This is a genomic window from Pseudomonas sp. 31-12 (genome assembly GCF_003151075.1).
In the GTDB taxonomy this organism is placed as follows: domain Bacteria; phylum Pseudomonadota; class Gammaproteobacteria; order Pseudomonadales; family Pseudomonadaceae; genus Aquipseudomonas.
The window spans coordinates 6,588,501-6,613,717 of the sequence record NZ_CP029482.1 but is presented as its reverse complement, the minus strand read 5'-3'; the positions used below and the strand labels follow the sequence as shown (position 1 = coordinate 6,613,717).

24 protein-coding genes and 1 other RNA gene are annotated in these 25,217 nt (G+C 60.4%); 14 read left to right on the top strand and 11 right to left on the bottom strand.

The genetic code is table 11. The features are described from left to right. The first annotated feature begins 195 nt into the window (after positions 1 to 195). On the top strand, positions 196 to 864 hold the full coding sequence (locus DJ564_RS31335) for a gamma-glutamylcyclotransferase (protein WP_109635766.1): 669 nt from the start codon (positions 196 to 198) through the stop codon (positions 862 to 864). Here the strand turns inward: DJ564_RS31335 and glpT are convergent. Further along, positions 840 to 2,189, bottom strand: coding sequence for a glycerol-3-phosphate transporter (gene glpT, locus DJ564_RS31330; RefSeq protein ID WP_109635765.1), 1,350 nt, complete (start codon positions 2,187 to 2,189; stop codon positions 840 to 842). The two genes, DJ564_RS31335 and glpT, sit on opposite strands and share 25 nt — an antisense overlap. 327 nt (positions 2,190 to 2,516) lie before the next feature. Between glpT and DJ564_RS31325 the strand changes: the two genes are divergently transcribed. Next, positions 2,517 to 3,131 (top strand): energy transducer TonB, encoded by a 615-nt coding sequence (locus DJ564_RS31325; RefSeq protein ID WP_109635763.1) that lies wholly within the window; start codon positions 2,517 to 2,519, stop codon positions 3,129 to 3,131. A gap of 52 nt (positions 3,132 to 3,183) precedes the next feature. On the opposite strand, the gene DJ564_RS31320 is transcribed toward DJ564_RS31325, so the two are convergent. Continuing rightward, positions 3,184 to 4,161 (bottom strand): NADPH:quinone oxidoreductase family protein, encoded by a 978-nt coding sequence (locus tag DJ564_RS31320; protein WP_007899393.1) that lies wholly within the window; start codon positions 4,159 to 4,161, stop codon positions 3,184 to 3,186. 150 nt (positions 4,162 to 4,311) lie between these two features. Here DJ564_RS31320 and DJ564_RS31315 point away from each other — a divergent pair, with 150 nt between their 5' ends. Then, positions 4,312 to 4,719, top strand: coding sequence for a flagellar basal body-associated protein FliL (locus DJ564_RS31315; protein ID WP_109635761.1), 408 nt, complete (start codon positions 4,312 to 4,314; stop codon positions 4,717 to 4,719). A gap of 90 nt (positions 4,720 to 4,809) precedes the next feature. Here the strand turns inward: DJ564_RS31315 and DJ564_RS31310 are convergent, their stop codons facing one another. The 4 genes from DJ564_RS31310 to DJ564_RS31295 form a co-directional block, all read right to left on the bottom strand. Next, the gene (locus DJ564_RS31310) at positions 4,810 to 5,928 is read right to left on the bottom strand and encodes an ABC transporter permease (protein ID WP_109635760.1); all 1,119 of its coding nucleotides are present in this window, start codon (positions 5,926 to 5,928) and stop codon (positions 4,810 to 4,812) included. Continuing rightward, positions 5,928 to 8,651: a ribosome-associated ATPase/putative transporter RbbA gene (rbbA, locus tag DJ564_RS31305; protein WP_109635758.1), complete on the bottom strand. Its 2,724-nt coding sequence runs from the start codon at positions 8,649 to 8,651 to the stop codon at positions 5,928 to 5,930. The genes DJ564_RS31310 and rbbA overlap by 1 nt, the downstream gene beginning before the upstream one ends. Beyond that, positions 8,648 to 9,613 carry an HlyD family secretion protein gene (locus tag DJ564_RS31300; protein WP_109635757.1) on the bottom strand — a complete coding sequence of 322 codons (966 nt, stop codon included), beginning with the start codon at positions 9,611 to 9,613 and terminating at the stop codon, positions 8,648 to 8,650. The genes rbbA and DJ564_RS31300 overlap by 4 nt, the downstream gene beginning before the upstream one ends. 123 nt (positions 9,614 to 9,736) lie before the next feature. Then, on the bottom strand, positions 9,737 to 10,186 hold the full coding sequence (locus DJ564_RS31295) for an EVE domain-containing protein (RefSeq protein ID WP_109635755.1): 450 nt from the start codon (positions 10,184 to 10,186) through the stop codon (positions 9,737 to 9,739). A gap of 201 nt (positions 10,187 to 10,387) precedes the next feature. Between DJ564_RS31295 and DJ564_RS32235 the strand changes: the two genes are divergently transcribed. Then, on the top strand, positions 10,388 to 10,540 hold the full coding sequence (locus DJ564_RS32235; RefSeq protein WP_178082330.1) for a hypothetical protein: 153 nt from the start codon (positions 10,388 to 10,390) through the stop codon (positions 10,538 to 10,540). 32 nt (positions 10,541 to 10,572) lie between these two features. On the opposite strand, the gene DJ564_RS31290 is transcribed toward DJ564_RS32235, so the two are convergent. The 4 genes from DJ564_RS31290 to DJ564_RS31275 all read right to left on the bottom strand — a co-directional run bounded on the left by DJ564_RS31290 (position 10,573) and on the right by DJ564_RS31275 (position 11,997). After that, entirely contained in the window at positions 10,573 to 11,178 is a 606-nt protein-coding gene (locus DJ564_RS31290) for a 5-formyltetrahydrofolate cyclo-ligase (protein ID WP_010465002.1), read from the bottom strand. 86 nt (positions 11,179 to 11,264) lie between these two features. Next, positions 11,265 to 11,443: non-coding RNA, 6S RNA (gene ssrS / locus DJ564_RS31285), on the bottom strand. Between the two features lie 30 nt (positions 11,444 to 11,473). Further along, the gene (locus DJ564_RS31280; protein ID WP_007942435.1) at positions 11,474 to 11,791 is read right to left on the bottom strand and encodes a cell division protein ZapA; all 318 of its coding nucleotides are present in this window, start codon (positions 11,789 to 11,791) and stop codon (positions 11,474 to 11,476) included. Next, entirely contained in the window at positions 11,788 to 11,997 is a 210-nt protein-coding gene (locus DJ564_RS31275) for a TIGR02449 family protein (protein WP_003213954.1), read from the bottom strand. Before DJ564_RS31275 ends, DJ564_RS31280 begins: the two co-directional genes overlap by 4 nt. A gap of 124 nt (positions 11,998 to 12,121) precedes the next feature. On the opposite strand from DJ564_RS31275, the gene DJ564_RS31270 reads away from it, so the two are divergent. The 10 genes from DJ564_RS31270 (at position 12,122) to gcvP (ending at position 24,705) form a co-directional block, all read left to right on the top strand. Beyond that, positions 12,122 to 12,682 carry a YecA family protein gene (locus tag DJ564_RS31270; RefSeq protein ID WP_109635753.1) on the top strand — a complete coding sequence of 187 codons (561 nt, stop codon included), beginning with the start codon at positions 12,122 to 12,124 and terminating at the stop codon, positions 12,680 to 12,682. 27 nt (positions 12,683 to 12,709) lie between these two features. Continuing rightward, positions 12,710 to 14,044, top strand: a complete 1,335-nt coding sequence (gene pepP / locus DJ564_RS31265) for a Xaa-Pro aminopeptidase (protein WP_109635752.1) — start codon at positions 12,710 to 12,712, stop codon at positions 14,042 to 14,044. Beyond that, positions 14,041 to 15,228 (top strand): 2-octaprenyl-6-methoxyphenyl hydroxylase, encoded by a 1,188-nt coding sequence (gene ubiH, locus DJ564_RS31260; protein WP_109635750.1) that lies wholly within the window; start codon positions 14,041 to 14,043, stop codon positions 15,226 to 15,228. The genes pepP and ubiH overlap by 4 nt, the downstream gene beginning before the upstream one ends. Continuing rightward, positions 15,221 to 15,706, top strand: a complete 486-nt coding sequence (locus tag DJ564_RS31255) for a DUF4442 domain-containing protein (RefSeq protein ID WP_109635748.1) — start codon at positions 15,221 to 15,223, stop codon at positions 15,704 to 15,706. The genes ubiH and DJ564_RS31255 overlap by 8 nt, the downstream gene beginning before the upstream one ends. 9 nt (positions 15,707 to 15,715) lie before the next feature. After that, on the top strand, positions 15,716 to 16,933 hold the full coding sequence (locus tag DJ564_RS31250; protein WP_178082365.1) for a 2-octaprenyl-3-methyl-6-methoxy-1,4-benzoquinol hydroxylase: 1,218 nt from the start codon (positions 15,716 to 15,718) through the stop codon (positions 16,931 to 16,933). A 160-nt stretch (positions 16,934 to 17,093) separates the two neighbouring features. Then, on the top strand, positions 17,094 to 18,098 hold the full coding sequence (locus DJ564_RS31245) for an extracellular solute-binding protein (protein ID WP_109635745.1): 1,005 nt from the start codon (positions 17,094 to 17,096) through the stop codon (positions 18,096 to 18,098). Between the two features lie 212 nt (positions 18,099 to 18,310). Beyond that, positions 18,311 to 19,927: an iron ABC transporter permease gene (locus DJ564_RS31240; protein WP_109635743.1), complete on the top strand. Its 1,617-nt coding sequence runs from the start codon at positions 18,311 to 18,313 to the stop codon at positions 19,925 to 19,927. Positions 19,928 to 20,082: 155 nt separating this feature from the next. Next, positions 20,083 to 21,165: a glycine cleavage system aminomethyltransferase GcvT gene (gene gcvT / locus DJ564_RS31235; protein ID WP_109635741.1), complete on the top strand. Its 1,083-nt coding sequence runs from the start codon at positions 20,083 to 20,085 to the stop codon at positions 21,163 to 21,165. Between the two features lie 49 nt (positions 21,166 to 21,214). Beyond that, a complete protein-coding gene (gene gcvH / locus DJ564_RS31230) occupies positions 21,215 to 21,598 on the top strand; it encodes a glycine cleavage system protein GcvH (RefSeq protein WP_109635740.1) in 384 nt (127 codons plus the stop codon). Between the two features lie 233 nt (positions 21,599 to 21,831). Further along, positions 21,832 to 24,705, top strand: coding sequence for an aminomethyl-transferring glycine dehydrogenase (gene gcvP / locus DJ564_RS31225; protein ID WP_109635738.1), 2,874 nt, complete (start codon positions 21,832 to 21,834; stop codon positions 24,703 to 24,705). A gap of 174 nt (positions 24,706 to 24,879) precedes the next feature. Here the strand turns inward: gcvP and DJ564_RS31220 are convergent, their stop codons facing one another. Continuing rightward, positions 24,880 to 25,200: a DUF2388 domain-containing protein gene (locus tag DJ564_RS31220; RefSeq protein WP_169857239.1), complete on the bottom strand. Its 321-nt coding sequence runs from the start codon at positions 25,198 to 25,200 to the stop codon at positions 24,880 to 24,882. Positions 25,201 to 25,217 lie beyond the last annotated feature (17 nt).

The window sequence follows — 25,217 nt, the reverse complement described above, 5'->3', positions numbered from 1 at the left end:
GCGTTATAACTTCCCATATAGCCGATCGGTATTTATGGATTTATATAAATGCCGGTAGGTTATATCTCAGCGAGGCAATTATTTAAAAATTGTGCCATGGCACTTAAATTGCCTTAAAACATATGTGCCTTATTGTTACGGCGGTGCGTTCTATTAAGTAATTCTTCACTCGCGGGGAGCTGAACGCTATTCGCCATGAGCGCCATTGAATCTTCATTTTTGAATCTGGCTTACCCTCCGCGGCTCGATCTGGGGCCGCAGCTTACGCACGAACAATTGCTCAGCTCGATGCAGTCGACCATGGCGCGTCACAAGGGCGGGCCGGTCTGGCTGTTCGCTTATGGTTCGCTGATCTGGCGCCCTGAGTGCGCGGCGGTGGAGCGAGTGCGCGGCCGAGTGCATGGCTACCATCGCGGCTTGTACCTGTGGTCCCACGAACATCGCGGTACGCCGGAAGTCCCCGGTCTGGTCTTTGGCCTGGATCGCGGCGGTTCTTGCAGCGGCTTCGCTTATCGTTTGCCCGAAGAACAACTGGAAGCCTCGCTTTATGCGCTTTGGCAGCGCGAAATGCCGTTCCCGTCCTATCGCCCACACTGGCTCAACTGCCGTCTCGAAGACGGAAGCCAGGTTCAGGCATTGGGATTTGTCTTGGAGCGGCATTTGCCCAGCTATGCCGGCAACTTGCCGGATCATGTGCTGAGCCACGTGTTCGAAAACGCTTGCGGGCGTTACGGCACCACTCGCGATTATGTCGAGCAGACCGCCAACGCCCTGCGCAGCCACGCCATGCCAGACCGGAATCTGGAGGCGCGGCTCAAGCGCTGTAAATCAAAAGCCGATCAGGCGATCGCTTCGCGGCTCTGACTGGCGACTTGCTTGTGCCACAGCGTCGGTGCAAGGAAGGCCATCGCCAACAGGCACGCGCCGATCAGTAGGACAAAACCGCCGTCCCAGCCAAAGTGGTCCACGGTGTAGCCCATCGCTGCACTGGCTGCGACCGAGCCACCCAGATACCCGAACAGACCCGTGAAACCCGCTGCCGTACCGGCGGCTTTTTTCGGTGCCAGTTCCAGCGCTTGCAGGCCGATCAGCATCACCGGACCGTAGATCAGGAAGCCAATCGAGATCAGCGCGATCATGTCGACAGTCGGGTTGCCGGCCGGGTTGAGCCAATAGACCAGCGTCGCCACGGTCACCAACGCCATGAACACCATGCCGGTCAGGCCGCGGTTGCCACGGAAGATCTTGTCCGACATCCAGCCGCACAACAGTGTCCCGGGAATACCTGCCCACTCGTAGAGGAAATACGCCCACGACGTTTTGTCCACGCTGAAGCCTTTGGCTTCTTTGAGGTAGGTCGGTGCCCAGTCCAGCACGCCGTAGCGCAGCAGGTAGACAAAGACGTTGGCCATTGCGATGTACCAGAGCATTTTGTTGCGCAGCACGTATTTGACGAAGATTTCCTTGGCGCTGAATTCTTCTTCGTGACTGGCGTCATAGCCTTCCGGGTAGTCGTTCTTGTACTTCTCGATCGGCGGCAGGCCAACCGATTGCGGTGTGTCGCGCATGGTGACGAAGGCAAACACCGCCACCGCCATGGCAACGGCCGCCGGCACATAGAACGCCGCGTGCCAGTCATTGAACAAGCCCATGCCCAGCAGGAACAGCGGGCCGATCAGGCCACCGCCGACGTTATGTGCGACGTTCCACAGGGACACTACGCCGCCGCGTTCCTTTTGCGACCACCAGTGAACCATGGTCCGCCCACTTGGCGGCCAACCCATGCCCTGGGCCCAGCCGTTGATAAACAGCAGGATGAACATGATGGTCACGCTGGACGTCGCCCAAGGCGCAAATCCGAAAATGAACATCACGCCAGCCGAGACCAGCAGGCCGAATGGCAGGAAGAAGCGCGGGTTGGAGCGGTCGGAAACAATGCCCATCAGGAACTTGGACAAACCGTAGGCGATGGCAATCGCCGACAACGCCAGACCCAGCTCGCCACGGGTATAGCCCTCTTCGATCAGGTAGGGCATGGCCAGGGAGAAGTTTTTGCGCAGCAGGTAATAACCCGCATACCCAATGAAAATCCCGGCGAAGATCTGCCAGCGGAGGCGTTTATAGGTGTCGTCTATTTTTTCTTCAGGCAATGGAGCCTGATGTGCGGCAGGACGAAAGAAAGCAAACATTCAAGAGCTCCAGATTTCTTGTTTTGACTGCGGATGCGAATGTTACAGTTTCGTTACCGAAAATAGCACCGGTTCGCATCGACCAAACAGCGGAAATGTGGGGGATCGCGTGTTCCTTTATGAACATGTCGCACAGGTATAAGTGAAGGGCGTTGTGGGAAACGTCCCGAGTGGTCATTGATGAGGCATTTCGGTCCGGGGTAGGACGGGGCTTTGGGAAATGTCCTGCGACTGAACAGGAAGTCGCGGCGTTCTGTTTCTGATCACCGAGTCTTAACCTTTGTGCTGGTGCCGGGATTGGCATTTCAGTGGTGAAGGGGAGGGGTTATGCGGTGGTTGGTGTTTTTGCTTTTGTTGGTTGGGTCAGTGGGTGTTTGGGCTGGGGAGGTGTTTTTGCTCCCTGAAAACAATCCGAAGCCTATTTACCCTAGAGAACTATTCCGAGCCGGTGTGACGGGTGAGGTCAGGGTCAGATTCACGGTGTATGCCGACGGCTCGGTCAACAAAATTAGCATTTTACAAAGCGACCATCCCGATCTGGCAGAGGCGACCAGGAAGGCAATCACGCAATGGCGCTTCAAGCCGTGGGCAGTCGAAGGGGACTTGCCTGCTGAGCAGGAAGTGACGGCCCCAATGGTTTTCAGACTGGATCTTGATACGCCCATTCACGCTAACCAATGGCTCCAGCGGTTGAGATGCCGTGATGTTAATGAGGCGATGGGCGACATTCCGGAATACGCATGGGTTGATGCGGCCTTGTTTGGTTACACGCGGGCCTATCTGTCGAATGTGATTTATACGGAACAGTTGGAAAAAGAGCAGCGCCTGGCATTGATTGCCAAGTTGAACAAGCGCGTGCCGAAAATCGTTCGGGAGTGCCGGAACAGCCCGGTTCGCAAATACATGAGCTTGCTGCCGGAAGATATCCGGAAGTTGCTTTAGCCTCCGACAATAAAAAAGCGGCCTGGATAATCCAGACCGCTTTTTTTCAGGCTCAGCGAACCTGAACCACCACTTTCCCGACCGCCTTGCGCTGGCCAAGATCATTGATCGCCTGCGCCGCATTGCTCAGCGGATACACCTGCGACACCAGTGGTTTCAACTTGCCCTCGGCAAACCAGCCAAACAATTGCTGGAAGTTTGCCGCGTTGTCCTGCGGCTGGCGTTGGGCAAACGAACCCCAGAACACGCCGACCACCGCCGCACCCTTGAGCAGCGCCAGGTTCACCGGCAGTTCCGGAATGCGGCCGCTGGCGAATCCGACGACCAGTAGCCGGCCGTTCCAGGCGATTGCACGGATGGCCTGGTCGAACAGGTCACCACCGACCGGATCGTAGATCACGTCGGCACCCTGGCCGTCGGTCAGGCGTTTGATCTCGTCCTTGAGGCTGGTTTCGCTGTAGTTGATCAATTCATCGGCGCCGGCAGCCTTGGCCACCGCAAGTTTTTCGGCGCTGCTGGCAGCGGCGATCACGCGGGCGCCCATGGCTTTGCCGATTTCCACGGCGGCCAGGCCGACACCGCCGGAAGCGCCGAGCACCAGCAGGGTTTCACCCGGTTGCAGGTTGCCCCGTTGCTTGAGCGCATGCATCGATGTGCCGTAGGTCATGCTGAACGCGGCGGCGGTGTTGAAGTCCATCGATGGCGGGATCGGCAGCACGTTGTAGCCCGGCACCGCGACTTGTTCGGCAAAGCTGCCCCAGCCGGTCAGGGCCATGACCCGGTCACCGACCTTGAGGTGGCTGACCTTCTCACCCACCGCACTGACCACTCCGGCCGCTTCGCCACCCGGGGAAAACGGGAAGGGCGGCTTGAACTGGTATTTGCCCTCGATGATCAGCGTGTCCGGGAAATTCACCCCGGCGGCATGCACGTCCAGCAGGATTTCATTCTTCTTCGCGACAGGACTGGCGACGTCTTCCAGCACCAGCGATTCGGCGGGGCCGAAGGCTTTGCACAGCACGGCTTTCATCAGGGCTATTCCTTTGGGAGTGATGGCCGATAAGTGTAGGTGTGTGAGTCGATGGGTCAACGAGCATGCCCGACCCTGATAGCCAGCCATAAGCTTGTGCTTGAGCGGCGGGTCGTTATGCTAGGCCGCAAACCGGATAAGGAGCGAATTGTGAAAGCGTGGATCATGTTGTTGCTGGCCCTGTCTCTGCCCGTGGCAGCGATGGCCGAAGAAGCCAAAGAAGGTGAAGCTCCGAAGGTCAATTACATCACCCTGAGCCCGCCGTTCGTGGGCAACTACGGGCTGGACGGTACGCCGAAGCTCAAGGTCTACAAGGCCGATGTGGCCTTGCGCGTGACCGGTGACGAGGCGACAAAAGCGGTGAAGGCCAACGAGCCGTTGATCCGCAATCAGCTGGTGGCGTTGTTTGCGCAGCAGACGACCGAAGCGATGAGCAACGTTGAAGCCAAGGAAAAGCTGCGTCAGGAAGCTTTGAAGCAGACTCAGCAAGTGATGAATGACGAAACCGGCAAGCCGGTGGTTGAGGATTTGTTGTTCAACAACCTCATCATTCAGTAAGTCTCTCGCTGCCCGGGCCGGCCTCTTCGCGAGCAAGCCCGCTCCCACAGGACCTGCGCAGAACCCTGTGGGCGCCGGCTTGGCCGCGATTCAGGACGCCAGGCTTTTGCGAAACCGCATCAGCGCAATGATGAAGAACAGCAGGCCAATGGCGCTTAATGCCAGCAAGTCCGGCCATACCACACCGATGCCCGCATCGCGAAACAGTATCGCCGCACTGAGGCTGACGAAGTGCGTCGAGGGCGAGCCTTGCATCACCCATTGCAGCCATTGCGGCATGCTGTCGAGCGGCGTACTGCCCCCGGAGAGCAGCAACATCGGGATGATCACCGGAATGGCCAGCAGGCCGAATTGCGGTGTAGAGCGGGCGAGGGTCGCGAGGAATATCCCCAGCGCTGTGCTGGCGAACAGATAAATGGCCGTCACCAGCAAGAACAGGGTCATGGAGCCGGCCAGAGGCACGCCGAGTGCACCTTTGACGATCACCTCCAGCGAGACCCAGGTGCATAGCACCACCACCAGCATGTTGCTCCAGATTTTCGCCAGCATGATTTCAAGCGCCGTCAGGGGCAGCACCAGCAAATGGTCGAGGGTGCCGTGTTCGCGTTCACGCAGTAGCGCTGTGCCGGTCAGGATGATGGCGAGAATGGTTATGTTGTTGACGATTTGAATCACTGCCAGGAACCAGCCACCCTCCAGGTTGGTATTGAACAGCGCTCTCGTCGTCAACAGCACGGGGGCTTTGCTCGCCGCATCGCCCTGGCCACTGTAGGTCAGCAATTCGCGCTGGAAAATCCGTCCGATGTACCCCGCGCCCATGAACGCTTGGCTCATGGCGGTGGCGTCGACGTTGACCTGCACGGCTGGCTGGCGGCCAGCCAACAGATCCGCCTGGAAATTGGCCGGGACATTGATGACGAACGTGAATCGCCCGCTGTCGAGTACTTCGTCCAGTTGTTCGTAGGGCAGCGCCACCGGAGGCTGGAATTCCGGCGGTTGCAGGGCTTGCGCCAATTGTCGTGACAGGTGGCTGTGATCTTCATCGACGATGGCCACGCTGGCGTTGTGCACGCCGATCACCGAGCCCGCAGCCGGCATGTAGATCGCGACGGTGAAGGCATAGAACAGGAACAGCAGCAACACGCTGTCGTGTCGCAGGCTGGTGAGTTCCTTGAGGCCAAGACGCAGGATGTGCGCAAGCTTGTGCATCAGGCCTCCTGCTTTTTCAGCATGGCCAGGCTAAGGCCGGTGAAACCCAGAAAAAACCCGAACAGTGCGAGGCATTGCGGCCACAGCTGCCGGATATCCAGTGCCTTGGTAAATGTGCCAACGGCGATATCGAGGAAATAGCCCGCTGGAAACAGCATCCCCATGACAGCAGCCGCGCCATCAAGGGACGACCGCGGCACGATCAAGCCGGAAAACTGAATGGTCGGCAGACTGGTAATGATCATGGTGCCGAGAATGGCGGCGATCTGGGTTCGGGTGAACGCCGAAATCAACAGGCCCATGCTGGTGGTTGCCAGCACGTAGAGCAGTCCGCCGAAGGCCAGGGTCAGGGCGCTGCCCTTGAAGGGCACGCCGAACAGCCAGCGGTTCATGGCTGTCAGGACGGCGAGGTTGATCAGACTGATGGCCAGATACGGCGCTTGTTTACCTAACAGGAACTCCAGTCGTGTCAGCGGTGTGGCGTAGAAGTTGGTGATCGAGCCCAGTTCTTTCTCCCGCACGATGCCCAGTGCCGTCAGCATGGCCGGAATGAACGCCAGGATCAGCGCCATCACTCCGGGACCGATGGCGTTGACGCTGACGACATCCTGGTTGTAACGGAAGCGGGTTTCCAGTTTGGCTGCCGTTTGCCGGTTCAGTGCGGGGCTGGACTGCTCGGCCAATTGCACCAGGTTGGCCTGGTGTACCGCTTCCACGTAATTGCGGCTGGTTTCGGCGCGAAACGGCATGCCGCCATCGAACCAGGCTGCCACCGCGGGTTGGCGACCAGCGAACAGATCTCGGCCAAATCCCGACGGGATCTCCAGGGCCAGTTTGATTTCCGAGCGCTGTAATCGTCGATGCAATTGCGCCGCGTCGCTGATGGGCGGTTGTTCGTCGAAATAACGGGAGCTGCGGAAAGCCTCCAGGTACGCCCGGCTTTGTGGGGTCTGGTCCTGGTCGTAAACCGCGAAGGCGAGTTTTTCCACGTCCAGGGAAATGCCGTAGCCGAAGATGACCATCATGAACATTGCCCCGAGCAGTGCAAAAGCCATGCGCACTTTATCGCGCAGCAATTCCTTGCCTTCACGACTCGCCAGCGCCCGTAACCGTCCAAAGCTGAAGCGGCTATCTTGCATCGGTGTGGCTGGTACGGGCGTCGTGTCGACGGGCGTTGGCGGCGTCGACGTTGCGATCGGGCCTTGGGCCTGTTCCAGGCAAGTGACGAACGCCGCCTCCAGTGTCTGGCCATTGAACTGCTGTTGCAAGGCTGCCGGGGTGTCGCAGGCCAGTACCTTGCCGGCGTGCATCAGCGAGATGCGGTCGCAGCGCTGGGCTTCATTCATGAAGTGCGTGGACAGGAAAATCGTCACGCCCTGTTCACGAGACAGTTCGATCAGCAACCGCCAGAAATCATCCCGGGCAGCCGGATCGACGCCGGACGTCGGTTCATCGAGGATCAGCACTTCCGGGCGATGCAGCACCGCCACCGCCAGGGATAACCGTTGGCGCAGGCCAAGGGGCAGTGCTCCAGACGGTTGATGAGCGACGCTGCCCAGATTGAAGCGCTGGATCAGCTCGTCGATGCGTTGCGCGCTCTCGGCCTTGGGCAAATCGAACAACCGGGCGTGCAAATCCAGATTCTGCCGCACGCTGAGTTCGCCATAGAGCGAGAAGCTCTGGGACATGAAGCCGACGCGTTTGCGGGTCGCCAGATCCTTGGCATTCACCGGATTGCCCAGCAGCGTGGCGCTGCCTTCGCTGGCCGGGATCAGCCCGGTGAGCACTTTCATGGTGGTGGTTTTGCCGCAGCCATTGGAGCCCAGAAACCCGAAGATCTCGCCGCGGCCGATGGCGAAGCTGACCTTGTCCACCGCCGTGAAGTCGCCGAAGCGCAGGGTCAGGTCATGGGCCTGGATGGCGATGTCGGCGGTGGCGTTGGTTCGGGCAGGGATCACCAGCGGCTGGTTGTCACGGCCGGTGTCGCCCTGAAAGTGGGTAAAGGCCTCATCGAGCTTGCCGCTGGGAGTCACCGCCCCGAGGTCGCGGCTCAAACCGGCGGCGATCAGTTTGCCGCCATCGAGCATCAGGCAGTGTTCGAATTGCTCGGCCTCTTCCATGTACGCGGTGGCGACCAGCAGCGTCAGTTGCGGGCGCTGGCGCCGAACGTCATCAATCAACTCCCAGAAGCGCCGCCGGGACAAGGGATCGACCCCGGTGGTCGGCTCGTCGAGGATTAGCAGGTCGGGCTCATGAATAAGCGCACAGCACAGGCCGAGCTTCTGTTTCATTCCGCCCGACAACTTGCCCGCCGGGCGCTCGGCGAACCGCAGCAGGTCGGTGGCCAGCAACAGACTTTGCATGCGCTGATCACATTCGGTTCCGGACAGCCCGAACAAGGTGGCGAAGAAGTGAATGTTCTCGCTGATCGACAGTTCGGGATACAGGTTGCCGCCCAGGCCTTGAGGCATGAACGCGATTCGCGAATAGAGGCTGTTACGGTGCCGTCGATCCTGGATCGAGCCACTGAGCACGTCCAGTTGGCCGTCTTGTAACGTCTTCACGCCAGCGATCAAACCCAACAGACTGGATTTTCCGGCGCCATCCGGACCGATCAAGCCGCATCGGGTACCGGCGGGCAGGCTGAACGTGATGTCGGTTAGCACTTGCTGTTGGCCGTAACGGTGCTGAAGGCCGGCGGCATGCAGCGCCAGGGCGGTCATTGAAGATTGGCCGGCCAGGCAATGGGCGCCGTGCGCACGTAGCCGTTACCGGGCATCCCCGGTTTGGCTAGGGGCACGCTGCTGGGTTGGGTCAGGCGTAGCTTGACCCGAAACACCAGTTTCTGACGTTCGTCGCGGGTCTCGACTTCTTTGGGTGTGAACTGCGACTTGGCCGCCACGAAGCTGATTTTCGCCGGCAACGGCTGGCCGGGCAGGGCGTCCAGCAGGACCCGCGCTTCATCACCGACCGCCAGGCGTCCGACGACGGATGCGGCGAGATAGAGGTTCATGTACTGGTCATTCGGATCGATCAGCAGCAATACCCGCCCGCCGGCACCGAGGACTTCACCGGGTTCGGCCATACGCAGCTGAATCACCCCGTCAATGGGCGCCCGCAGGCTGCTGTCGTCAATTTCGCTGGTCAACTGAGCGACTTGTGCCTGTGCCGCGCCAATGGCTGCGCCGACAGCGGACACCTGAGCGCGGGCTGCGGCGACGGCCGCGTTGCCGGTGTCGAAGCGCGATTGCTGTTGGTCGATGATCTGGCCGCTGGCGAAACCGCGTTTGAACAATTCCTGGGAGCGGTTGAGCTCTTGCTGCGCAAGCCGTTGCTCGCTCTGGCGCAGTTGCACATTAGCCTGGGCGGCATTGAGGTTCTCCCGGGCGCGTATCACTTCGGCTTCAGCCTGCCTGCGCTGGGCTTCGAGGGTCCGGGTGTCCATGCGTGCCAGCAGTTGACCCTTGGTCACCTTGTCGCCTTCATCGACCAGGACTTCGGCCAGCCGGCCGGGTGTTTTGCTGGCGATCTGTACTTCAGTGGCTTCAAGTCGACCATTACCGACATACAACCCTTCGGGGAGTCGGTTAAGGGTCGACTTCCAATAACCAAACCCCCCGGCAGCCAGCAGCAAAGCGCCCAGTAAAAAGGCGAAAAAGAGTGAAGAGCGGCTGTGAATCGACATGTCGGCATCCTGCGTCTGTAGCGTCGTAGTCTGACAGGCAAGCGGCGGGGGTGACTTGATATCTGTCAACTGGGTGCCACGCCTGATCGATCCAGATCAGAGCGGCGGGCAGTGCAGCGTTTTTCAGCGCAGGCCCAACACCGCTGCCCATTGCTCGGCGGTGACGGGCATCACCGAAAGCCGCGAACCTTTCTGCACCAACGGCATCTGCGCCAACGCCGTCTGCTGCTTCAAGTAATCCAGCTTTAACACTTTGGCAAACGTCTCGACATGCGCCACATCAATCGCGCTCCAGGCGTTTTTCTCTGCCGTGGCCTTGGGATCGTAGTAATGACTTTCCGGCTCCAGCGCCGTCGGGTCCGGATACGCCGCTTCAACAATCTTTCCGATCCCGGCAATCCCGGGCTCGGGGCAGCTGGAGTGATAGAAGAAAAACTCGTCGCCCACTGCCATCGTCCGCAAAAAGTTACGCGCCTGATAGTTGCGAACCCCGTCCCAGCGCGCTTTTCCAAGCTTCGCAAGATCTTTGATCGAGAGTTCATCGGGCTCGGATTTCATCAGCCAATAGGCCATGGTTTTTGCTCCTTGCGAGGTGAGTGGGCAAGTTGTCGGGCAATTTTATGACAAACCGACGGTCGGTTGACGCCAGCGTTTGCGTGTCAGTTCACGTTGTCGCAAAATGCCGGCCTTCTAAGCTTGACGCTGCTGCACGGCCTACACCTACAACGGAAACCGCTGCTGTCATCGTGTTGATGTGCCTTTGGGGGGCAATCGATGAAACGCAAACCGGATTTACTATGGATTTTGGTTATTTTGTTCGGCCTCGGCGTCGTGACCACTGGCTATGCCCAAAGCCTGTGGAATAACAAGACCGACGCACCGATCGAAATCGCGCAGCAACAACAATCGTCGGCTTTCAAGCGCTGAGACTGTCTTTCGGACGCCGCTGATCCTGGCGTCTAACCTGCGAAATACCACGCCTTGTCGGTTACCGTTCCTTGCAACGGCACATCCCAGCTCGCCTGAGCCAATCGTTCTACCTTCTGACATTCATGGGCCAGCCCCAGCAGTGTCGGCTTGCGCCAGTTTTTCCTGCGCGCCAGATAGGCGAGGCTTCGATCGTAGAAACCGCCGCCCATTCCCAGGCGTCCGCCGACGTCGTCAAATCCCACCAACGGCAATAGGACCAGGTCCAGCGCCCAGACTTTGCGCTGACGGGCGAGGTTGTGCCGGGGTTCGAGAATGCGAAAGCGGTTGGGCTTCAGCTTTTCACCGGGACGAATCCGCTGGAACACCATTTTGGTTCGCGGCCAGGCACTGAGCACCGGTAGATAAGTCGCCTTGCCCCGACGTTGCGCAGCGCGCAGCAGCAAGCGCGGGTCGATTTCACCGTCGGTGGGCAGATACAGGGAGATGTGTTTTGCCCGGCGAAACAGCGGCTGCTGGGCTAATTGCTTGTACAGCCCGCGAGCAGCCTGGCGCTGTTGACTGGGTGTCAGTGCGCGGCGGGCCTTGCGCAGCATGCGTCGAAGTTGCGGGCGGGGCAGCAGCGCAGGTTCGGTCATGGATTCAGGCTTCGACAGGACGGATACATAAAGCGTACCCGTAAAAAAGCCGATGCCGGTATTTAAACCGGCATCGGACTGGAATCAGGCTCCCCGGATGAACCGCTGCTGACTTAGCCCTTGAACCCGAAAGTTCAAGGTGGAAGATGCAGTAGGCTTTAAGGCTTTCCGTCTAGCGGACATGCACACCAGCCCAACGTGCAGCCTCCAGGGTAGTGCGAATCGGCTCAGGGACGTGGTCAACTGGCAAGCACCCCAGGGAGTGTTGCGAGTATACCCCAAGCGGTTTCGTGTTTCAGCCCTTGGTGACGTCCGGATCGGTGGCGAGCACCAGATCGACGCGATCCAGCAGGTCGCGAACCTGCTCTCGCGTCGAGCCGCTGGCCTGCACATCCGGGCGCTCTTCCTTGTGCAAAAGATCGTGGGTGATGTTCAGCGCGGCCATCACGGCGATGCGGTCGGCACCGATGACTTTGCCGCTGCTGCGGATTTCGCGCATCTTGCCGTCCAGGTAACGGGCGGCGCTCACCAGGTTGCTGCGCTCTTCCTGGGGGCAGATGATCGAATATTCTTTATCGAGGATCTGCACGGTAACGCTATTGCTTGAACTCATGAGTCTTGCTCCAGGGCCTTGAGGCGCGAAATCATTGATTCGACCTTACGCCGGGCGATTTCGTTCTTTTCAATGAGGTGAGCGCGTTCCTCGCGCCAGGTTTTTTCCTGAGCTAATAGGAGTCCGTTTTGACTCTTAAGTTGCTCGACCCGATTAATTAGCAGTTCGAGTCTGGCCATCAGCGCTTGCAGGTCGGTGTCTTCCATTGTGTCCACTGAATAGTCTGATGGGGGTAACGGGCGGACAGCCTTTAATAGTCTTGGCGAGTCTGTCGATGTAGGATACAAGGCCTTCATTCTAGACATAGCGCCGTCTGGCGCCTAGCTGCCCATGCCCATTCAGAATTCCCCGTACCAAGCCTTCGCCACACTGCTGACTTCCAGCGGTCATAACGTCTCGCCTGCCGAACTGCATGGCCTGCTGCTCGGCCGCAGCTGCGCCGGTGCGGGCTTCAATGCAGAAGAGTGGTTGATCGATGCCGCCGAGCTGCTCGAAACCGAGCCCCAGGATAATGTCCGCAATGCCTTGATCGGCTTGCAGGAGATGGTCAAGGGCGAGCTCACCGGCGACGACGTGACGGTCGTTCTGCTGCTGCCGACCGATGACGAACCGCTGGCTGAGCGTGCCGCGGCACTGGGCCAATGGTGCCAGGGCTTCCTCAGCGGTTTCGGCCTGAACTGCCGTGACAGCAGCATGCTGAGCACTGAAGCCACTGAAGTGTTGCAGGATCTGGCCGCCATTTCCCAAGTGCAAGACGCCCTGGAAGAGTCCGAAGACGGCGAAAGCGACTACATGGAAGTGATGGAATACCTGCGCGTTGCGCCGCTGCTGCTGTTCTCGGAAACCAAAAAAGCCGATGTGCCGCCAGCCGCCAAGCCGTCGTTGCATTAATCGTTTGCCAGGGAAAGCCATCTGCCCATGATTCATATCCCGAAATCGGAATACAGCCGTCGCCGCAAGGCCTTGATGGCGCAGATGGAACCCAACAGTATCGCGATCCTGCCCGCCGCCGCGGTGGCCATTCGCAACCGCGACGTCGAGCACGTCTACCGCCAGGACAGCGATTTCCAGTACCTGAGCGGCTTCCCCGAGCCGCAGGCTGTCATCGTGCTGATGCCTGGTCGCGAACATGGCGAATACATTCTGTTCTGCCGAGAACGCAACGCCGAGCGCGAGTTGTGGGACGGCCTGCGCGCCGGCCAGGAAGGCGCGATCCGCGACTTCGGCGCCGACGATGCGTTTCCCATCACCGACATCGACGACATCCTGCCGGGCCTGATCGAAGGTCGGGACCGGGTGTATTCGGCCATGGGCAGCAACCCGGAATTCGACCGGCACCTGATGGAGTGGATCAACGTGATCCGCTCTAAAGCGCACCTCGGCGCCCAGCCGCCGAACGAATACGTTGCCCTGGATCATCTGCTGCACGACATGCGCCTGTATAAATCGGCGGCAGAAGTGAAGGTGATGCGCGAAGCCGCACGGATTTCCGCCCAGGCGCACATCCGCGCGATGCAGGCGAGCCGGGCCGGACTGCACGAATTCAGCCTTGAAGCCGAGCTCGACTACGAGTTCCGCAAGGGTGGAGCGAAGATGCCGGCCTACGGTTCGATCGTCGCCGCCGGGCGCAACAGCTGCATCCTGCATTACCAGCAGAATGACGCAGTGCTCAAGGACGGCGACCTGGTCCTGATCGATGCCGGTTGCGAGATCGACTGCTACGCCAGCGACATCACCCGCACCTGGCCGGTCAACGGCAAGTATTCAGCGGAGCAGAAAGCGATTTACGAGTTGGTGCTGGCGTCGCAAGAAGCTGCATTCGCCGAAATCGCCCCGAACAAACACTGGAATCAGGCGCACGAAGCCACGGTCCGGGTGATTACCGCCGGTTTGGTGAAGTTGGGCCTGTTGCAGGGCGACGTTGACGAGTTGATCGCCAGCGAAGCCTATAAAGCGTTTTACATGCACCGCGCCGGCCACTGGCTGGGCATGGATGTGCATGATGTCGGCGAGTACAAGGTCGGCGGCGAATGGCGGGTGCTGGAAGTCGGCATGGCGCTGACCGTGGAGCCGGGTATCTACATTTCCCCGGACAACCAGAACGTAGCGAAGAAATGGCGCGGCATAGGCGTGCGCATCGAGGACGACGTGGTGGTCACCAAAAACGGTTGTGAAATCCTGACCCAAGGCGTGCCAAAAACGGTCGCCGAGATCGAGGCCTTGATGGCTGCCGCGCGGACACAAGCCGCATGAGTCGAGTCAATCTGGCAATCATCGGTGGCGGTCTGGTCGGTGCCAGCCTGGCGTTGGCGTTGCAGGCCGGGGCCAAGGCCCGCGGCTGGAAGATCGTGCTGATTGAACCCTTTGCCCCCGGCCACACCTATCAACCGAGTTACGACGCCCGTTCTTCGGCGTTGTCCTACGGGGCCAAACAGATTTATCAACGGTTGGGCGTGTGGCAGGAAATCTCCCGCCGCGCCGAGCCGATCAAGCAGATTCATGTCTCCGACCGTGGACGTTTCTCCACCGCGCGATTGTCAGCGATGGAAGAAGGCGTTCCGGCGCTGGGTTATGTGGTGGAAAACGCCTGGCTTGGCCAATGCCTGTGGCAAGGTCTGGATAAGGACGTGGTCACGTGGCGTTGCCCGGCGGAAGTCACGCGCATGGAGCCGCTGACCGATGGCTATCGCCTGACCCTCAACGATGAAACCACCCTGGAATGCGACCTCGCGGTGCTCGCTGATGGCGGCCGATCCGGCCTGCGCGAGCAATTGGGCATCGGCATCAAAAAGCGCCCGTACAACCAGAGTGCCTTGATCGCCAACATCACCCCGAGCGAAGCACACAACGGCATGGCCTTCGAGCGCTTCACCGATGACGGCCCGATGGCGTTGTTGCCGCTACCGGAAAACCGCTGCGCTTTGGTCTGGACCCGATTGGGGATGGACGCGCAACGGCTGGCAGCCCTCGATGAAAAGAGCTTCCTCAGCGAGTTGCAAGGCGTGTTCGGTTATCGCCTTGGCACCCTGAAGCAGGTGGGCGCGCGGCATCTTTACCCGTTGACGCTGATCGAAGCCGAAGAGCAGGTGCGACCGCATCTGGCGATCCTCGGCAACGCCGCGCACAGCCTTCACCCGATTGCCGGGCAGGGTTTCAACCTGTCGCTGCGTGATGCTCAAGCCTTGGCCGATGCACTGCTGGCGAGTGACACATCGCCCGGCGATTTCGCGACCTTGCAGGCGTATCGCGAACGTCAGCGCATGGATCAGAACCTGACCGTGGGCTTCTCCGATCAGGTGACCCGTTTGTTCGGCAGCACCCAGCCACTGGTTTCGCTGGGCCGCAACATCGGCCTGCTCGGCCTCGACCTGCTGCCGCCGGCCAAGCGCTGGTTCGCCCGCCAGGCCATGGGGCTGGGTACGCGTCCTGATGCTTAAGTGGCTGGTTGGCTCGTTCGGCAAAGCGCGGTTGATGCGTTGGTTCATGTCGTTCTATCCGCCGTACTTCGGCGCCGGGGTTCGGGTGCGGCACATCAGCGATGACTTCCGGGACATCCAGGTGTCCATGGGCCTGAGCTGGTACAACCGCAATTACGTCGGCACCCAGTTTGGCGGCAGCCTGTATTCGATGGTCGACCCGTTCTACATGCTGATGCTGATGGAAAACCTCGGACGTCAATACATCGTCTGGGACAAAGCTGCTGACATCGATTTCATCGCGCCGGGCAAAGGCCCGGTGTTCGCCCGTTTCACGATCGACGAGACCTTGCTCGACGAGATCCGCCGGCAGACGGCGAATGGCGAAAAATACCTGCCGCAATTGCAGGTCGATATTCATGACGGCGCCGGCGCCCTGGTGGCGCGGGTCCGGAAAACCCTTTACGTGCGGCTCAAGCCGCAAGCGAGACAGGCTTAAAGCATGGAAATGCGCGCAGATCTGCTGATTGTCGGGGCCGGAATGGTCGGCAGCGCCCTGGCGCTGGCGTTGCAGGACAGCGGGCTGGAAGTTTTGCTGCTGGACGGCAGCCCGATGAGCGTCAAGCCCTTCGATGGCCAGGCGCCGTTCGAACCGCGGGTGAGCGCCTTGTCGGCCGCCAGCCAGCGGATTCTTGAGCGCCTCGGCGTGTGGGACGGCATCGCCAATCGGCGCAGCAGCCCTTACACCGAAATGCAGGTCTGGGACGGCAGCGGCACCGGGCAGATCCATTTCTCGGCCGCCAGCGTGCATGCCGATGTGCTGGGGCATATCGTCGAGAACCGCGTGGTTCAGGATGCTTTGCTCGATCGTCTGCACGACTGCGACCTCGGAATGCTGGCCAATGCGCGCCTGGAGCAGATGCGCCGCTCCGGCGATGACTGGCTGCTGACCCTGGCCGATGGCCGCACCTTGCGCGCGCCGCTGGTGATTGCGGCGGATGGTGCCAACTCGGCGGTGCGCCGCCTGACCGGCGTGGCTACGCGTGAGTGGGATTATCTGCACCATGCGATCGTCACCAGCGTGCGCAGCGCCAAACCACATCAAATGACCGCTTGGCAGCGCTTCACCGACAATGGTCCGCTGGCGTTCTTGCCGTTGGAACGGGACGGCCAGCAGGATTGGTGTTCGATCGTCTGGTCGACCACGCCCAGTGAAGCCGAACGGCTGATGGCGCTGGACGACGCGGGTTTTTGTCTCGAATTGGAGCGCGCCTTTGAAGGCCGGCTCGGCACAGTGCTCAGCGCCGATCCGCGTCTGTGCGTGCCACTGCGTCAGCGGCATGCCAAGCGTTATGTAGCAGAAGGCCTGGCGCTGATCGGCGATGCGGCGCACACCATTCACCCGCTGGCCGGGCAGGGCGTGAACCTGGGTTTCCTCGATGCTGCCGTGCTGGCCGAAGTGCTGCTGCAAGCGGCGGGGCGCGGTGAGCGGTTGGCGGATGTGAAGGTGCTCAGTCGTTATGAGCGTCGGCGCATGCCGCACAATCTGGCGTTGATGGCGGCGATGGAAGGTTTCGAGCGTTTGTTCCAGGCCGATCCGTTGCCGGTTCGCTGGTTGCGTAATGCCGGGTTGAAGATGGTCGACCAGATGCCCGAGGCCAAGGCGTTGTTCGTGCGCGAAGCGCTGGGGCTGATCGGGGATTTGCCGGCGCTGGCCAAGGCCTGAAGTGGACAGAGTCCTGTGGTGAGGGGATAAATCCTCTCGCCACAGGTCAGCCACTCTGGCTATGCAACATCTGGTAACTCCTCCGCAAACTGTTCGATTGAGAAGCTAAATGTGAGTCCTTATCATTTGCTCTCACTTTTCCAATCGAGAGACCGCTCCCATGTTGGCACCGAAGCGTCTACTGACCGCACTCGCCCTGACCCTGATCGGCAGCACTGCTGCACAGGCCGCCGACGAAGTGGTGGTCTACTCCTCGCGTATCGACGAGCTGATCAAGCCGGTGTTCGATGCCTACACCGCGAAAACCGGCGTGCAGGTGAAGTTCATCACCGACAAGGAAGCGCCGTTGATGCAGCGGATCAAGGCCGAGGGCGAGAACGCCACCGCCGACCTGCTGCTGACAGTCGATGCCGGCAACCTCTGGCAGGCCGAGCAGATGGGCATCCTGCAACCGTTCACCTCCAAGGTGATCGACGCCAACATTCCGCTGCAGTACCGCGCGTCCTCCCATGCCTGGACCGGCCTGAGCCTGCGGGCGCGAACCATTGCCTACTCCACCGATCGGGTAAAACCCGGTGAGCTGACCACCTACGAGGCACTGGCTGACAAACAGTGGGAAGGTCGCCTGTGCCTGCGCACGGCGAAGAAGGTCTACAACCAGTCCCTGACCGCCACCATGATCGAAGTGCACGGTGCCGACAAAACCGAGAAGATCCTCAAAGGCTGGGTCAACAACCTGTCCACCGACGTGTTCTCCGACGACATCGCCGTGCTCGAGGCGATCAACGCCGGTCAGTGCGACGTCGGCATCGTTAACACGTACTACTACGGCCGTCTGCACAAGCAGAAGCCGGACCTGCCGGTAAAACTGTTCTGGCCCAACCAGGGTGATCGCGGCGTTCATGTGAACCTGTCGGGCATCGGCTTGACCAAGCATGCACCGCACCCGGAAGCGGCCAAGGCCCTGGTTGAATGGATGACCACCCCTGAAGCGCAAAAGATCTTCGCCGACGTGAACCAGGAATTCCCGGCCAACCCTGCGGTTCAGCCATCTGCTGAAGTAGCGAGCTGGGGCAAGTTTGTGGCCGATACACTGCCGGTGGAAATTGCCGGCAAGCGTCAGGCTGAAGCGATTCGGATGATGGATCGGGCGGGCTGGAACTGACCTCACCGTTATTGTGGCGTGTGGCTACCTGTGGCGAGGGAGCTTGCTCCCGCTGGGCTGCGAAGCGGCCCCGTTGGCGTCTATAGGTCAGGATCGAGATGATCTGATAACCTCCTGCGGCTGCTTCGCACCCGAGCGGGAGCAAGCTCCCTCGCCACAAAATGGAGCCGGCTTCAAGTTAGAGTCGGACGAATATTTTCTAGAGAACTCCCTTGGCCCACCCCGCCCAACGCCGTTGGTATCCCCTGGTCTTCGCCATCGCCGCGCTGGTCCTGCTGCCCCTGAGCGTGCTGTTTTTCTCCTGGCAAACCATCGATCAGCAAATCTGGTCGCACCTCTGGGACACCCAGATGCCGCGCCTGCTGGGCAATACGCTGACGTTGGTGCTCGGCGTCGGAATCGGTGTCACGCTCCTGGGCGTCAGCCTCGCCTGGCTGACCAGCCTCTGCGAATTCCCCGGCCGGCGCTGGCTGGACTGGGCGCTGATGCTGCCGTTTGCGATTCCGGCTTATGTGCTGGCCTTCGTCTTCGTCGGCCTGCTGGATTTCGCCGGCCCCGTGCAAACCCTGCTGCGGGAATGGTTCGGCACCGGGCTGCGATTGCCGCGAGTGCGCTCCACCGGCGGCGTCATCCTCGTTCTGGTGCTGGTGTTCTACCCCTACGTTTACCTGCTGGCGCGTACTGCGTTCCTGGCCCAAGGCAAAGGCCTGATGGAAGCGGCACGCGTGCTCGGGCAATCGCCGTGGCAGGCGTTCTGGCGTGTGGCCCTGCCGATGGCGCGGCCGGCGATTGGTGCCGGCGTGGCGTTGGCGTTGATGGAAACCCTGGCGGACTTCGGTGCGGTGTCGGTGTTCAACTTCGACACGTTCACCACGGCCATCTACAAAACCTGGTACGGATTCTTCAGCCTCTCCACCGCCGCGCAACTGGCCAGCCTGTTGCTGCTGGTGGTGATGATTGTGTTGTACGGCGAACGTCGTGCGCGCGGGGCCAGCCGCATGAGCAATGAGCGACCCCGGGTCAAGGCGCTGTACCACCTGCGGGGTTTCAAGGCGTTGGCGGCCATGAGTTGGTGTGGCCTGGTGTTCGCGTGTGCGTTCGTCATTCCAATGCTGCAACTGGTGGTGTGGTTCTGGCAGCGTGGACGTTTCGATCTGGATGAGCGTTACGCCGGGCTGATTGTCCACACCCTGTACCTGGGCGGCATGGCAGCGTTGATTACCGTCGGCGTTGCGCTGGTGCTGGCATTTGCCCGAAGACTGGCGCCGACCCGGGCGATCCGTTCCGGTGTCAGCCTGGCCAATCTCGGCTACGCCCTGCCGGGATCGGTGTTGGCGGTGTCGATCATGCTGGCGTTCAGTTACCTGGACCGCGAACTGGTCATCCCGTTGTCAGGCTGGCTCGGCGGGGCCGGCAAGCCATTGCTGCTGGGCAGTCTGTCGGCGTTATTGCTGGCCTATCTGGTGCGTTTCATCGCGGTGGCTTATGGGCCGCTGGAAAGCAGCCTGGCGCGAATACGGCCTTCTTTGCCCGAAGCGGCACGTAGCCTTGGCGTCAGTGGGCCACGACTGTTTTTCAAAGTGTATCTGCCGTTATTGCTGCCCGGCACGTTGAGCGCCGCGTTGCTGGTGTTCGTCGATGTGCTCAAGGAAATGCCCGCGACCCTGCTGATGCGCCCGTTTGGCTGGGACACGCTGGCCGTACGGATCTTTGAAATGACCAGCGAAGGCGAGTGGGCGAGGGCTTCGTTGCCGGCCCTGACTCTCGTTTTGGTCGGGCTGTTACCGGTCATCGGATTGATTCGACGTTCGGCGCATCGAAACGCCTAGGTGTCAGTCCTACACCTTGAGGCTACAATGCGCGGCATTCGGTGCGGTCCGTCCTACGGACTCGGTAGCTGATATCGGCTGAAAGCCTTCTATTTCAAGGCTTTCGCCCGTTAAGCACTTGCCCGCACCTTCGCCACGCCCGGAAGGAGAAACCCATGGGACAGCGTACGCCTCTGTATGACCTTCATCTCGCCCTCGGCGCGAAGATGGTCGATTTTGGCGGTTGGGATATGCCTCTGCATTACGGCTCGCAGGTCGAGGAACACCATCAGGTGCGCCGCGATTGCGGGGTTTTCGATGTATCCCACATGACCGTGATCGATGTCGCCGGCCCTCAGGCCAAGGCCTGGCTCCAGCATTTGCTGGCCAATGACGTCGAGCGCCTGCACAGCCCCGGCCGTGCCTTGTACAGCACCATGCTCAACGAGCGCGGCGGCATCGTCGACGACATGATCGTCTACCGTCTCGAAGACGGTTATCGGCTGGTGGTCAATGCCTCCACCCGCAATCAGGACCTCGCCTGGATGCAGGCCCACATCGATGGTTTCGACGTGCAGCTCAACGAGCGCTCCGAACTGGCGATGCTGGCGATTCAAGGCCCCCATGCCCGGCACAAGATCTCCGAACTGGTCACCCAGTCCCGCGGCAACCTGATCCAGATGCTCAAGCCTTTCGAAGGCCAGCCTGATGGCGACTGGTTCATCGCGCGCACCGGCTATACCGGTGAAGACGGTCTGGAGATCGTGCTGCCGGCCAATCAGGCTCCAGGGTTTTTCAACGATCTGGTGGGCGCGGGCATTTCTCCTATCGGTCTGGGCGCCCGGGATACCTTGCGTGTCGAAGCCGGCATGAACCTGTACGGCCAGGACATTCATCAGGACGTTTCACCACTGGCCTCGAACATGGCCTGGAGCATTGCCTGGGAACCGGCCACTCGCCAGTTCATCGGTCGCAGCGCCCTGGAAGCCGAGCGGGCGGGTGGTGTGCAGCACAAACTGGTCGGTCTGGTCCTTGAGGAACGTGGGGTTTTGCGCGCTCATCAAGTGGTCCGTATCGCCAATGTTGGCGAAGGAGAGATCACCAGTGGTAGTTTCTCTCCTACGCTTAGCAAGTCGATAGCACTGGCGCGCGTGCCGATGGCAACTGCCGACCGCGCAGAAGTGGAAATCCGTGGCAAGTGGTACCCGGTCCGAGTGGTCAAACCGACCTTCGTACGCCATGGCAAAACCTTGATCTAACCTTTTTGGCGGGCAACGACCGCTGACAATTCTCTTGAGGACACAGAACATGAGCGATATCCCTGCCGACCTGCGTTTTGCCGAAAGTCACGAATGGGCCCGCCTGGAAGCTGATGGCTCCGTCACCGTGGGCATCAGCGATCACGCTCAGGAAGCCTTGGGCGATGTGGTGTTCGTTGAGCTGACCGAAGTCGGAAAAGTCTTCGCTGCCGGTGATCAATCCGGTGTCGTTGAGTCGGTTAAAGCCGCCTCCGACATTTACTCCCCGGTTTCCGGTGAAGTGATCGCGATCAACGAAGACTTGAGCGGTTCGCCTGAACTGCTGAACACCGATCCGTACGGCGCGTGGATCTTCAAACTGAAGCCTAGCGACAAGGCTGAGCTGGACAAGCTGCTCGATGCAGCTGGTTACAAGGCCGCCATCGGCGAGTAAGCCTTGAGCGTCATCCCAAAGCCCCGACCCGTCGGGGCTTTTTTTCGCCTGACGGATTTTCCCTGTGGGAGCGGGCTTGCTCGCGAAGGCGGTCTTTCAGCTGACATCTACATCGACTGACACGGCCCTTCGCGAGCAAGCTCGCTCCCACAAGGTCCGCCGTTTGTACTGGCTGCTATGCTGGTTTGACCGTGTTGCATCGACGTTGAGCGCCAGTCAAGAGAGAGCCCGTCATGTCCCAATTGCCGTCCTTGAGCCAGTTACGCGACCCCAATGCTTTTCTTCGCCGCCACCTCGGCCCCGATGCCGCCGAGCAACAGGCGATGCTCGACAGCCTCGGCCTCGGCAGTCGGGTCGAGCTGATCGAGCAAACGGTGCCGCCGGGAATCCGCCTGAATCGGGCGCTCGATTTACCGCCCGCCCTCGACGAAGAAGCCGCGCTGGCCAAGCTGCGTGGGTACGCCGAGCAGAACCAGGTCTGGACCAGCCTGATCGGCATGGGCTACCACGGCACCCTCACGCCCACCGTGATTCTGCGCAACGTGCTGGAAAATCCCGGTTGGTACACCGCGTACACGCCGTATCAACCAGAGATCGCCCAAGGGCGACTCGAAGCGCTGCTGAACTTCCAGCAATTGACCATCGACCTCACGGGCCTGGAACTGGCCAACGCCTCGCTGCTCGATGAAGCCACCGCGGCGGCGGAAGCCATGGCGCTGGCCAAGCGGGTCGCCAAGTCCAAAAGCAATCTGTTCTTCGTCGATGAGAACTGCCATCCACAAACCATCTCCGTGGTGCAAACCCGCGCCGAAGGCTTCGGTTTCGAGCTGATCATCGATGCTGTGGATAACTTGAAGCAGTACGAGGTGTTTGGCGCGCTGCTGCAGTATCCGGACACCCATGGCGAGATCCGCGATCTGCGGCCATTGATCGATCACCTGCATGCCCAGCAGGCGCTGGCCTGTGTGGCGACGGATCTGCTGAGCCTGCTGTTACTGACCCCGCCGGGTGAGCTGGGCGCCGACGTGGTGTTCGGCTCGTCCCAGCGTTTCGGTGTACCGATGGGGTACGGCGGACCACACGCGGCATTTTTTGCCAGCCGCGAAGAGTACAAGCGAGCGATTCCCGGGCGGATCATCGGCGTCTCGAAAGATGCTCGCGGCAATACCGCGTTGCGCATGGCCCTGCAAACTCGCGAGCAACATATTCGGCGGGAGAAGGCCAATTCGAACATCTGCACCGCTCAGGTATTGCTGGCCAACATCGCCAGTTTCTACGCGGTTTACCACGGCCCGGAAGGGTTGAAGCAGATTGCCCAGCGCGTCCACCGGCTGACCTGCATCCTTGCTGCCGGTCTGGAGCGTCACGGCATCACCCGCCTCAACACCCACTTTTTCGACACGCTGACGCTGGAGGTCGGTGGCACTCAGACGGCAATCATCGAAAGTGCCCAGGCCGCACAGATCAATTTGCGCATTCTCGGGCGCGGGCAGCTGGGGCTGAGCCTTGACGAAACCTCAGACGAAACCACGGTGGCGAAACTGTTCGATGTGTTCCTCGGTTCCGATCATGGGCTGAACGTCGACGAACTGGACGGTGAATCCCTTGCATCCGGCATTCCCGCAGGATTGCTGCGCACCTCGCCTTATCTGCGCCATCCCGTATTCAGCGCCCATCACAGCGAAACCGAGATGCTGCGCTACCTCAAGCAACTGGAAAACAAAGACCTGGCGCTCAACCAGTCGATGATTCCGCTGGGCTCCTGCACCATGAAACTCAATGCCACCAGCGAGATGATCCCCATCACCTGGCCGCAATTCGCCAACCTGCACCCGTTTGTGCCGAAAGAGCAGGCGGTGGGTTATTCGCTGATGATCGAGGAACTGGAGCGCTGGCTCTGCGCGATCACCGGTTTCGACGCGATCTGCATGCAACCCAACTCCGGCGCCCAAGGCGAGTACGCCGGGCTGCTGGCGATCCGCAAATACCACGAGAGCCGTCATGAAGGGGCGCGAGACATCTGCCTGATCCCGTCCTCCGCCCACGGCACCAACCCGGCCTCGGCGCAGATGGCCGGGATGCGCGTGGTGATCGTCGAGTGCGACGAGGCGGGCAACGTCGATCTGGATGACCTCAAAGGCAAGGCTGCGGACGCTGGCGACAAACTTGCCTGCCTGATGGCGACGTATCCGTCGACTCACGGCGTGTATGAAGAAGGCATCAGCGAAATCTGTGAAGTTATCCACAGCCACGGCGGCCAGGTGTACATGGATGGCGCCAACCTCAACGCCCAGGTGGGATTGGCGCGGCCGGCGGACATTGGCGCCGACGTGTCCCACATGAACCTGCACAAGACCTTCTGCATTCCCCACGGCGGCGGTGGGCCGGGCATGGGCCCGATTGGTGTGCGCGCGCACCTGGCGCCGTTCGTCGCCAATCACCCGGTGGTGCCGATTGAAGGGCCGCTGCCGCAGAACGGCGCGGTCAGCGCGGCGCCTTGGGGCAGCGCGAGCATTTTGCCGATCAGCTGGATGTACATCGCGATGATGGGGCCGCAACTGGCGGATGCCAGCGAGGTGGCGATCCTTGCCGCAAATTACCTGGCGCAGCATTTGTCCGGGGCGTTCCCCGTGCTCTACACCGGGCGCAACGAGCGTGTGGCGCACGAATGCATCCTGGATTTGCGACCACTGAAGGCGCTGACCGGGATCAGCGAAGAGGACGTGGCCAAGCGCCTGATGGATTACGGTTTCCATGCGCCGACCATGTCATTCCCGGTGCCGGGGACGCTGATGGTCGAGCCGACCGAAAGTGAGTCAAAGGCCGAGCTGGACCGGTTTATCGGCGCGATGCTGAGCATTCGTGCGGAAATCACCGAGGTACAGAACGGTAACTGGCCAGCCGAGGACAATCCGCTGAAGCGAGCGCCGCATACCCTGGCCGATATCACCGGCATTTGGGAGCGGCCTTACAGCATCGAGCAAGCGGTGACGCCGGATGCGCACACCAAGGCGCATAAATACTGGCCGGTGGTGAATCGGGTGGATAACGTCTATGGCGACCGCAATTTGTTCTGCGCGTGCGTACCGGTCGATGATTACCGCTGATCTCCCGCACTACGCAAATCCAATGTGGGAGCGAGCCTGCTCGCGATAACGGTGTAACAGTCGCTGAAGATGTCGACTGATCCACCGTTATCGCGAGCAGGCTCGCTCCCACAGGGTTTTGTATTGGGCAAAAAAATGCCGCTCGTTAGAGCGGCATTTTTGTTTAGGTAAAGCTTATTCCGAAGCCACGGCATTCTTCGCCAGGATCGCGTTCGCCAGTTCCATGTCCGTCGCCTGCAGACCCGGGTTGTCGGCGCGGACTTTCTGCATCGCGGCTTCCAGATAAGGACCGCGAATGCCGCCGTCACTGGCGACAAAGCTGCCGGCATCGTCCTGCGCGGCAACGATCAGCTTGTGATCCTTGAAGGTCAGGTAAGTCGAACCGGTGGTGGCACCGGACGAAATGACGTTACGCCAAAAGCTATCGGCCATCGCCGAACCGACTGGAAGGGACAACAAGGCGATGGTAGCGACAGCAAGTTTGAGACGCATAATGGGTGACTCCACTGGTT

What these genes read in the sequence shown, in the direction of transcription:
- DJ564_RS31295 (WP_109635755.1), bottom strand. Translation starts at nt 10,186, where the DNA reads ATGGCCTATTGGCTGATGAAATCCGAGCCCGATGAACTCTCGATCAAA.
- DJ564_RS31310 (WP_109635760.1), bottom strand. Translation starts at nt 5,928, where the DNA reads ATGCACAAGCTTGCGCACATCCTGCGTCTTGGCCTCAAGGAACTCACC.
- DJ564_RS32235 (WP_178082330.1), top strand. Translation starts at nt 10,388, where the DNA reads ATGAAACGCAAACCGGATTTACTATGGATTTTGGTTATTTTGTTCGGC.
- DJ564_RS31255 (WP_109635748.1), top strand. Translation starts at nt 15,221, where the DNA reads ATGCTTAAGTGGCTGGTTGGCTCGTTCGGCAAAGCGCGGTTGATGCGT.
- DJ564_RS31300 (WP_109635757.1), bottom strand. Translation starts at nt 9,613, where the DNA reads ATGTCGATTCACAGCCGCTCTTCACTCTTTTTCGCCTTTTTACTGGGC.
- DJ564_RS31245 (WP_109635745.1), top strand. Translation starts at nt 17,094, where the DNA reads ATGTTGGCACCGAAGCGTCTACTGACCGCACTCGCCCTGACCCTGATC.
- pepP (WP_109635752.1), top strand. Translation starts at nt 12,710, where the DNA reads ATGATTCATATCCCGAAATCGGAATACAGCCGTCGCCGCAAGGCCTTG.
- gcvP (WP_109635738.1), top strand. Translation starts at nt 21,832, where the DNA reads ATGTCCCAATTGCCGTCCTTGAGCCAGTTACGCGACCCCAATGCTTTT.
- rbbA (WP_109635758.1), bottom strand. Translation starts at nt 8,651, where the DNA reads ATGACCGCCCTGGCGCTGCATGCCGCCGGCCTTCAGCACCGTTACGGC.
- DJ564_RS31290 (WP_010465002.1), bottom strand. Translation starts at nt 11,178, where the DNA reads ATGACCGAACCTGCGCTGCTGCCCCGCCCGCAACTTCGACGCATGCTG.
- gcvT (WP_109635741.1), top strand. Translation starts at nt 20,083, where the DNA reads ATGGGACAGCGTACGCCTCTGTATGACCTTCATCTCGCCCTCGGCGCG.
- DJ564_RS31325 (WP_109635763.1), top strand. Translation starts at nt 2,517, where the DNA reads ATGCGGTGGTTGGTGTTTTTGCTTTTGTTGGTTGGGTCAGTGGGTGTT.
- DJ564_RS31335 (WP_109635766.1), top strand. Translation starts at nt 196, where the DNA reads ATGAGCGCCATTGAATCTTCATTTTTGAATCTGGCTTACCCTCCGCGG.
- DJ564_RS31275 (WP_003213954.1), bottom strand. Translation starts at nt 11,997, where the DNA reads ATGGAAGACACCGACCTGCAAGCGCTGATGGCCAGACTCGAACTGCTA.
- DJ564_RS31250 (WP_178082365.1), top strand. Translation starts at nt 15,716, where the DNA reads ATGCGCGCAGATCTGCTGATTGTCGGGGCCGGAATGGTCGGCAGCGCC.
- gcvH (WP_109635740.1), top strand. Translation starts at nt 21,215, where the DNA reads ATGAGCGATATCCCTGCCGACCTGCGTTTTGCCGAAAGTCACGAATGG.
- DJ564_RS31270 (WP_109635753.1), top strand. Translation starts at nt 12,122, where the DNA reads ATGCCCATTCAGAATTCCCCGTACCAAGCCTTCGCCACACTGCTGACT.
- DJ564_RS31320 (WP_007899393.1), bottom strand. Translation starts at nt 4,161, where the DNA reads ATGAAAGCCGTGCTGTGCAAAGCCTTCGGCCCCGCCGAATCGCTGGTG.
- DJ564_RS31280 (WP_007942435.1), bottom strand. Translation starts at nt 11,791, where the DNA reads ATGAGTTCAAGCAATAGCGTTACCGTGCAGATCCTCGATAAAGAATAT.
- ubiH (WP_109635750.1), top strand. Translation starts at nt 14,041, where the DNA reads ATGAGTCGAGTCAATCTGGCAATCATCGGTGGCGGTCTGGTCGGTGCC.
- glpT (WP_109635765.1), bottom strand. Translation starts at nt 2,189, where the DNA reads ATGTTTGCTTTCTTTCGTCCTGCCGCACATCAGGCTCCATTGCCTGAA.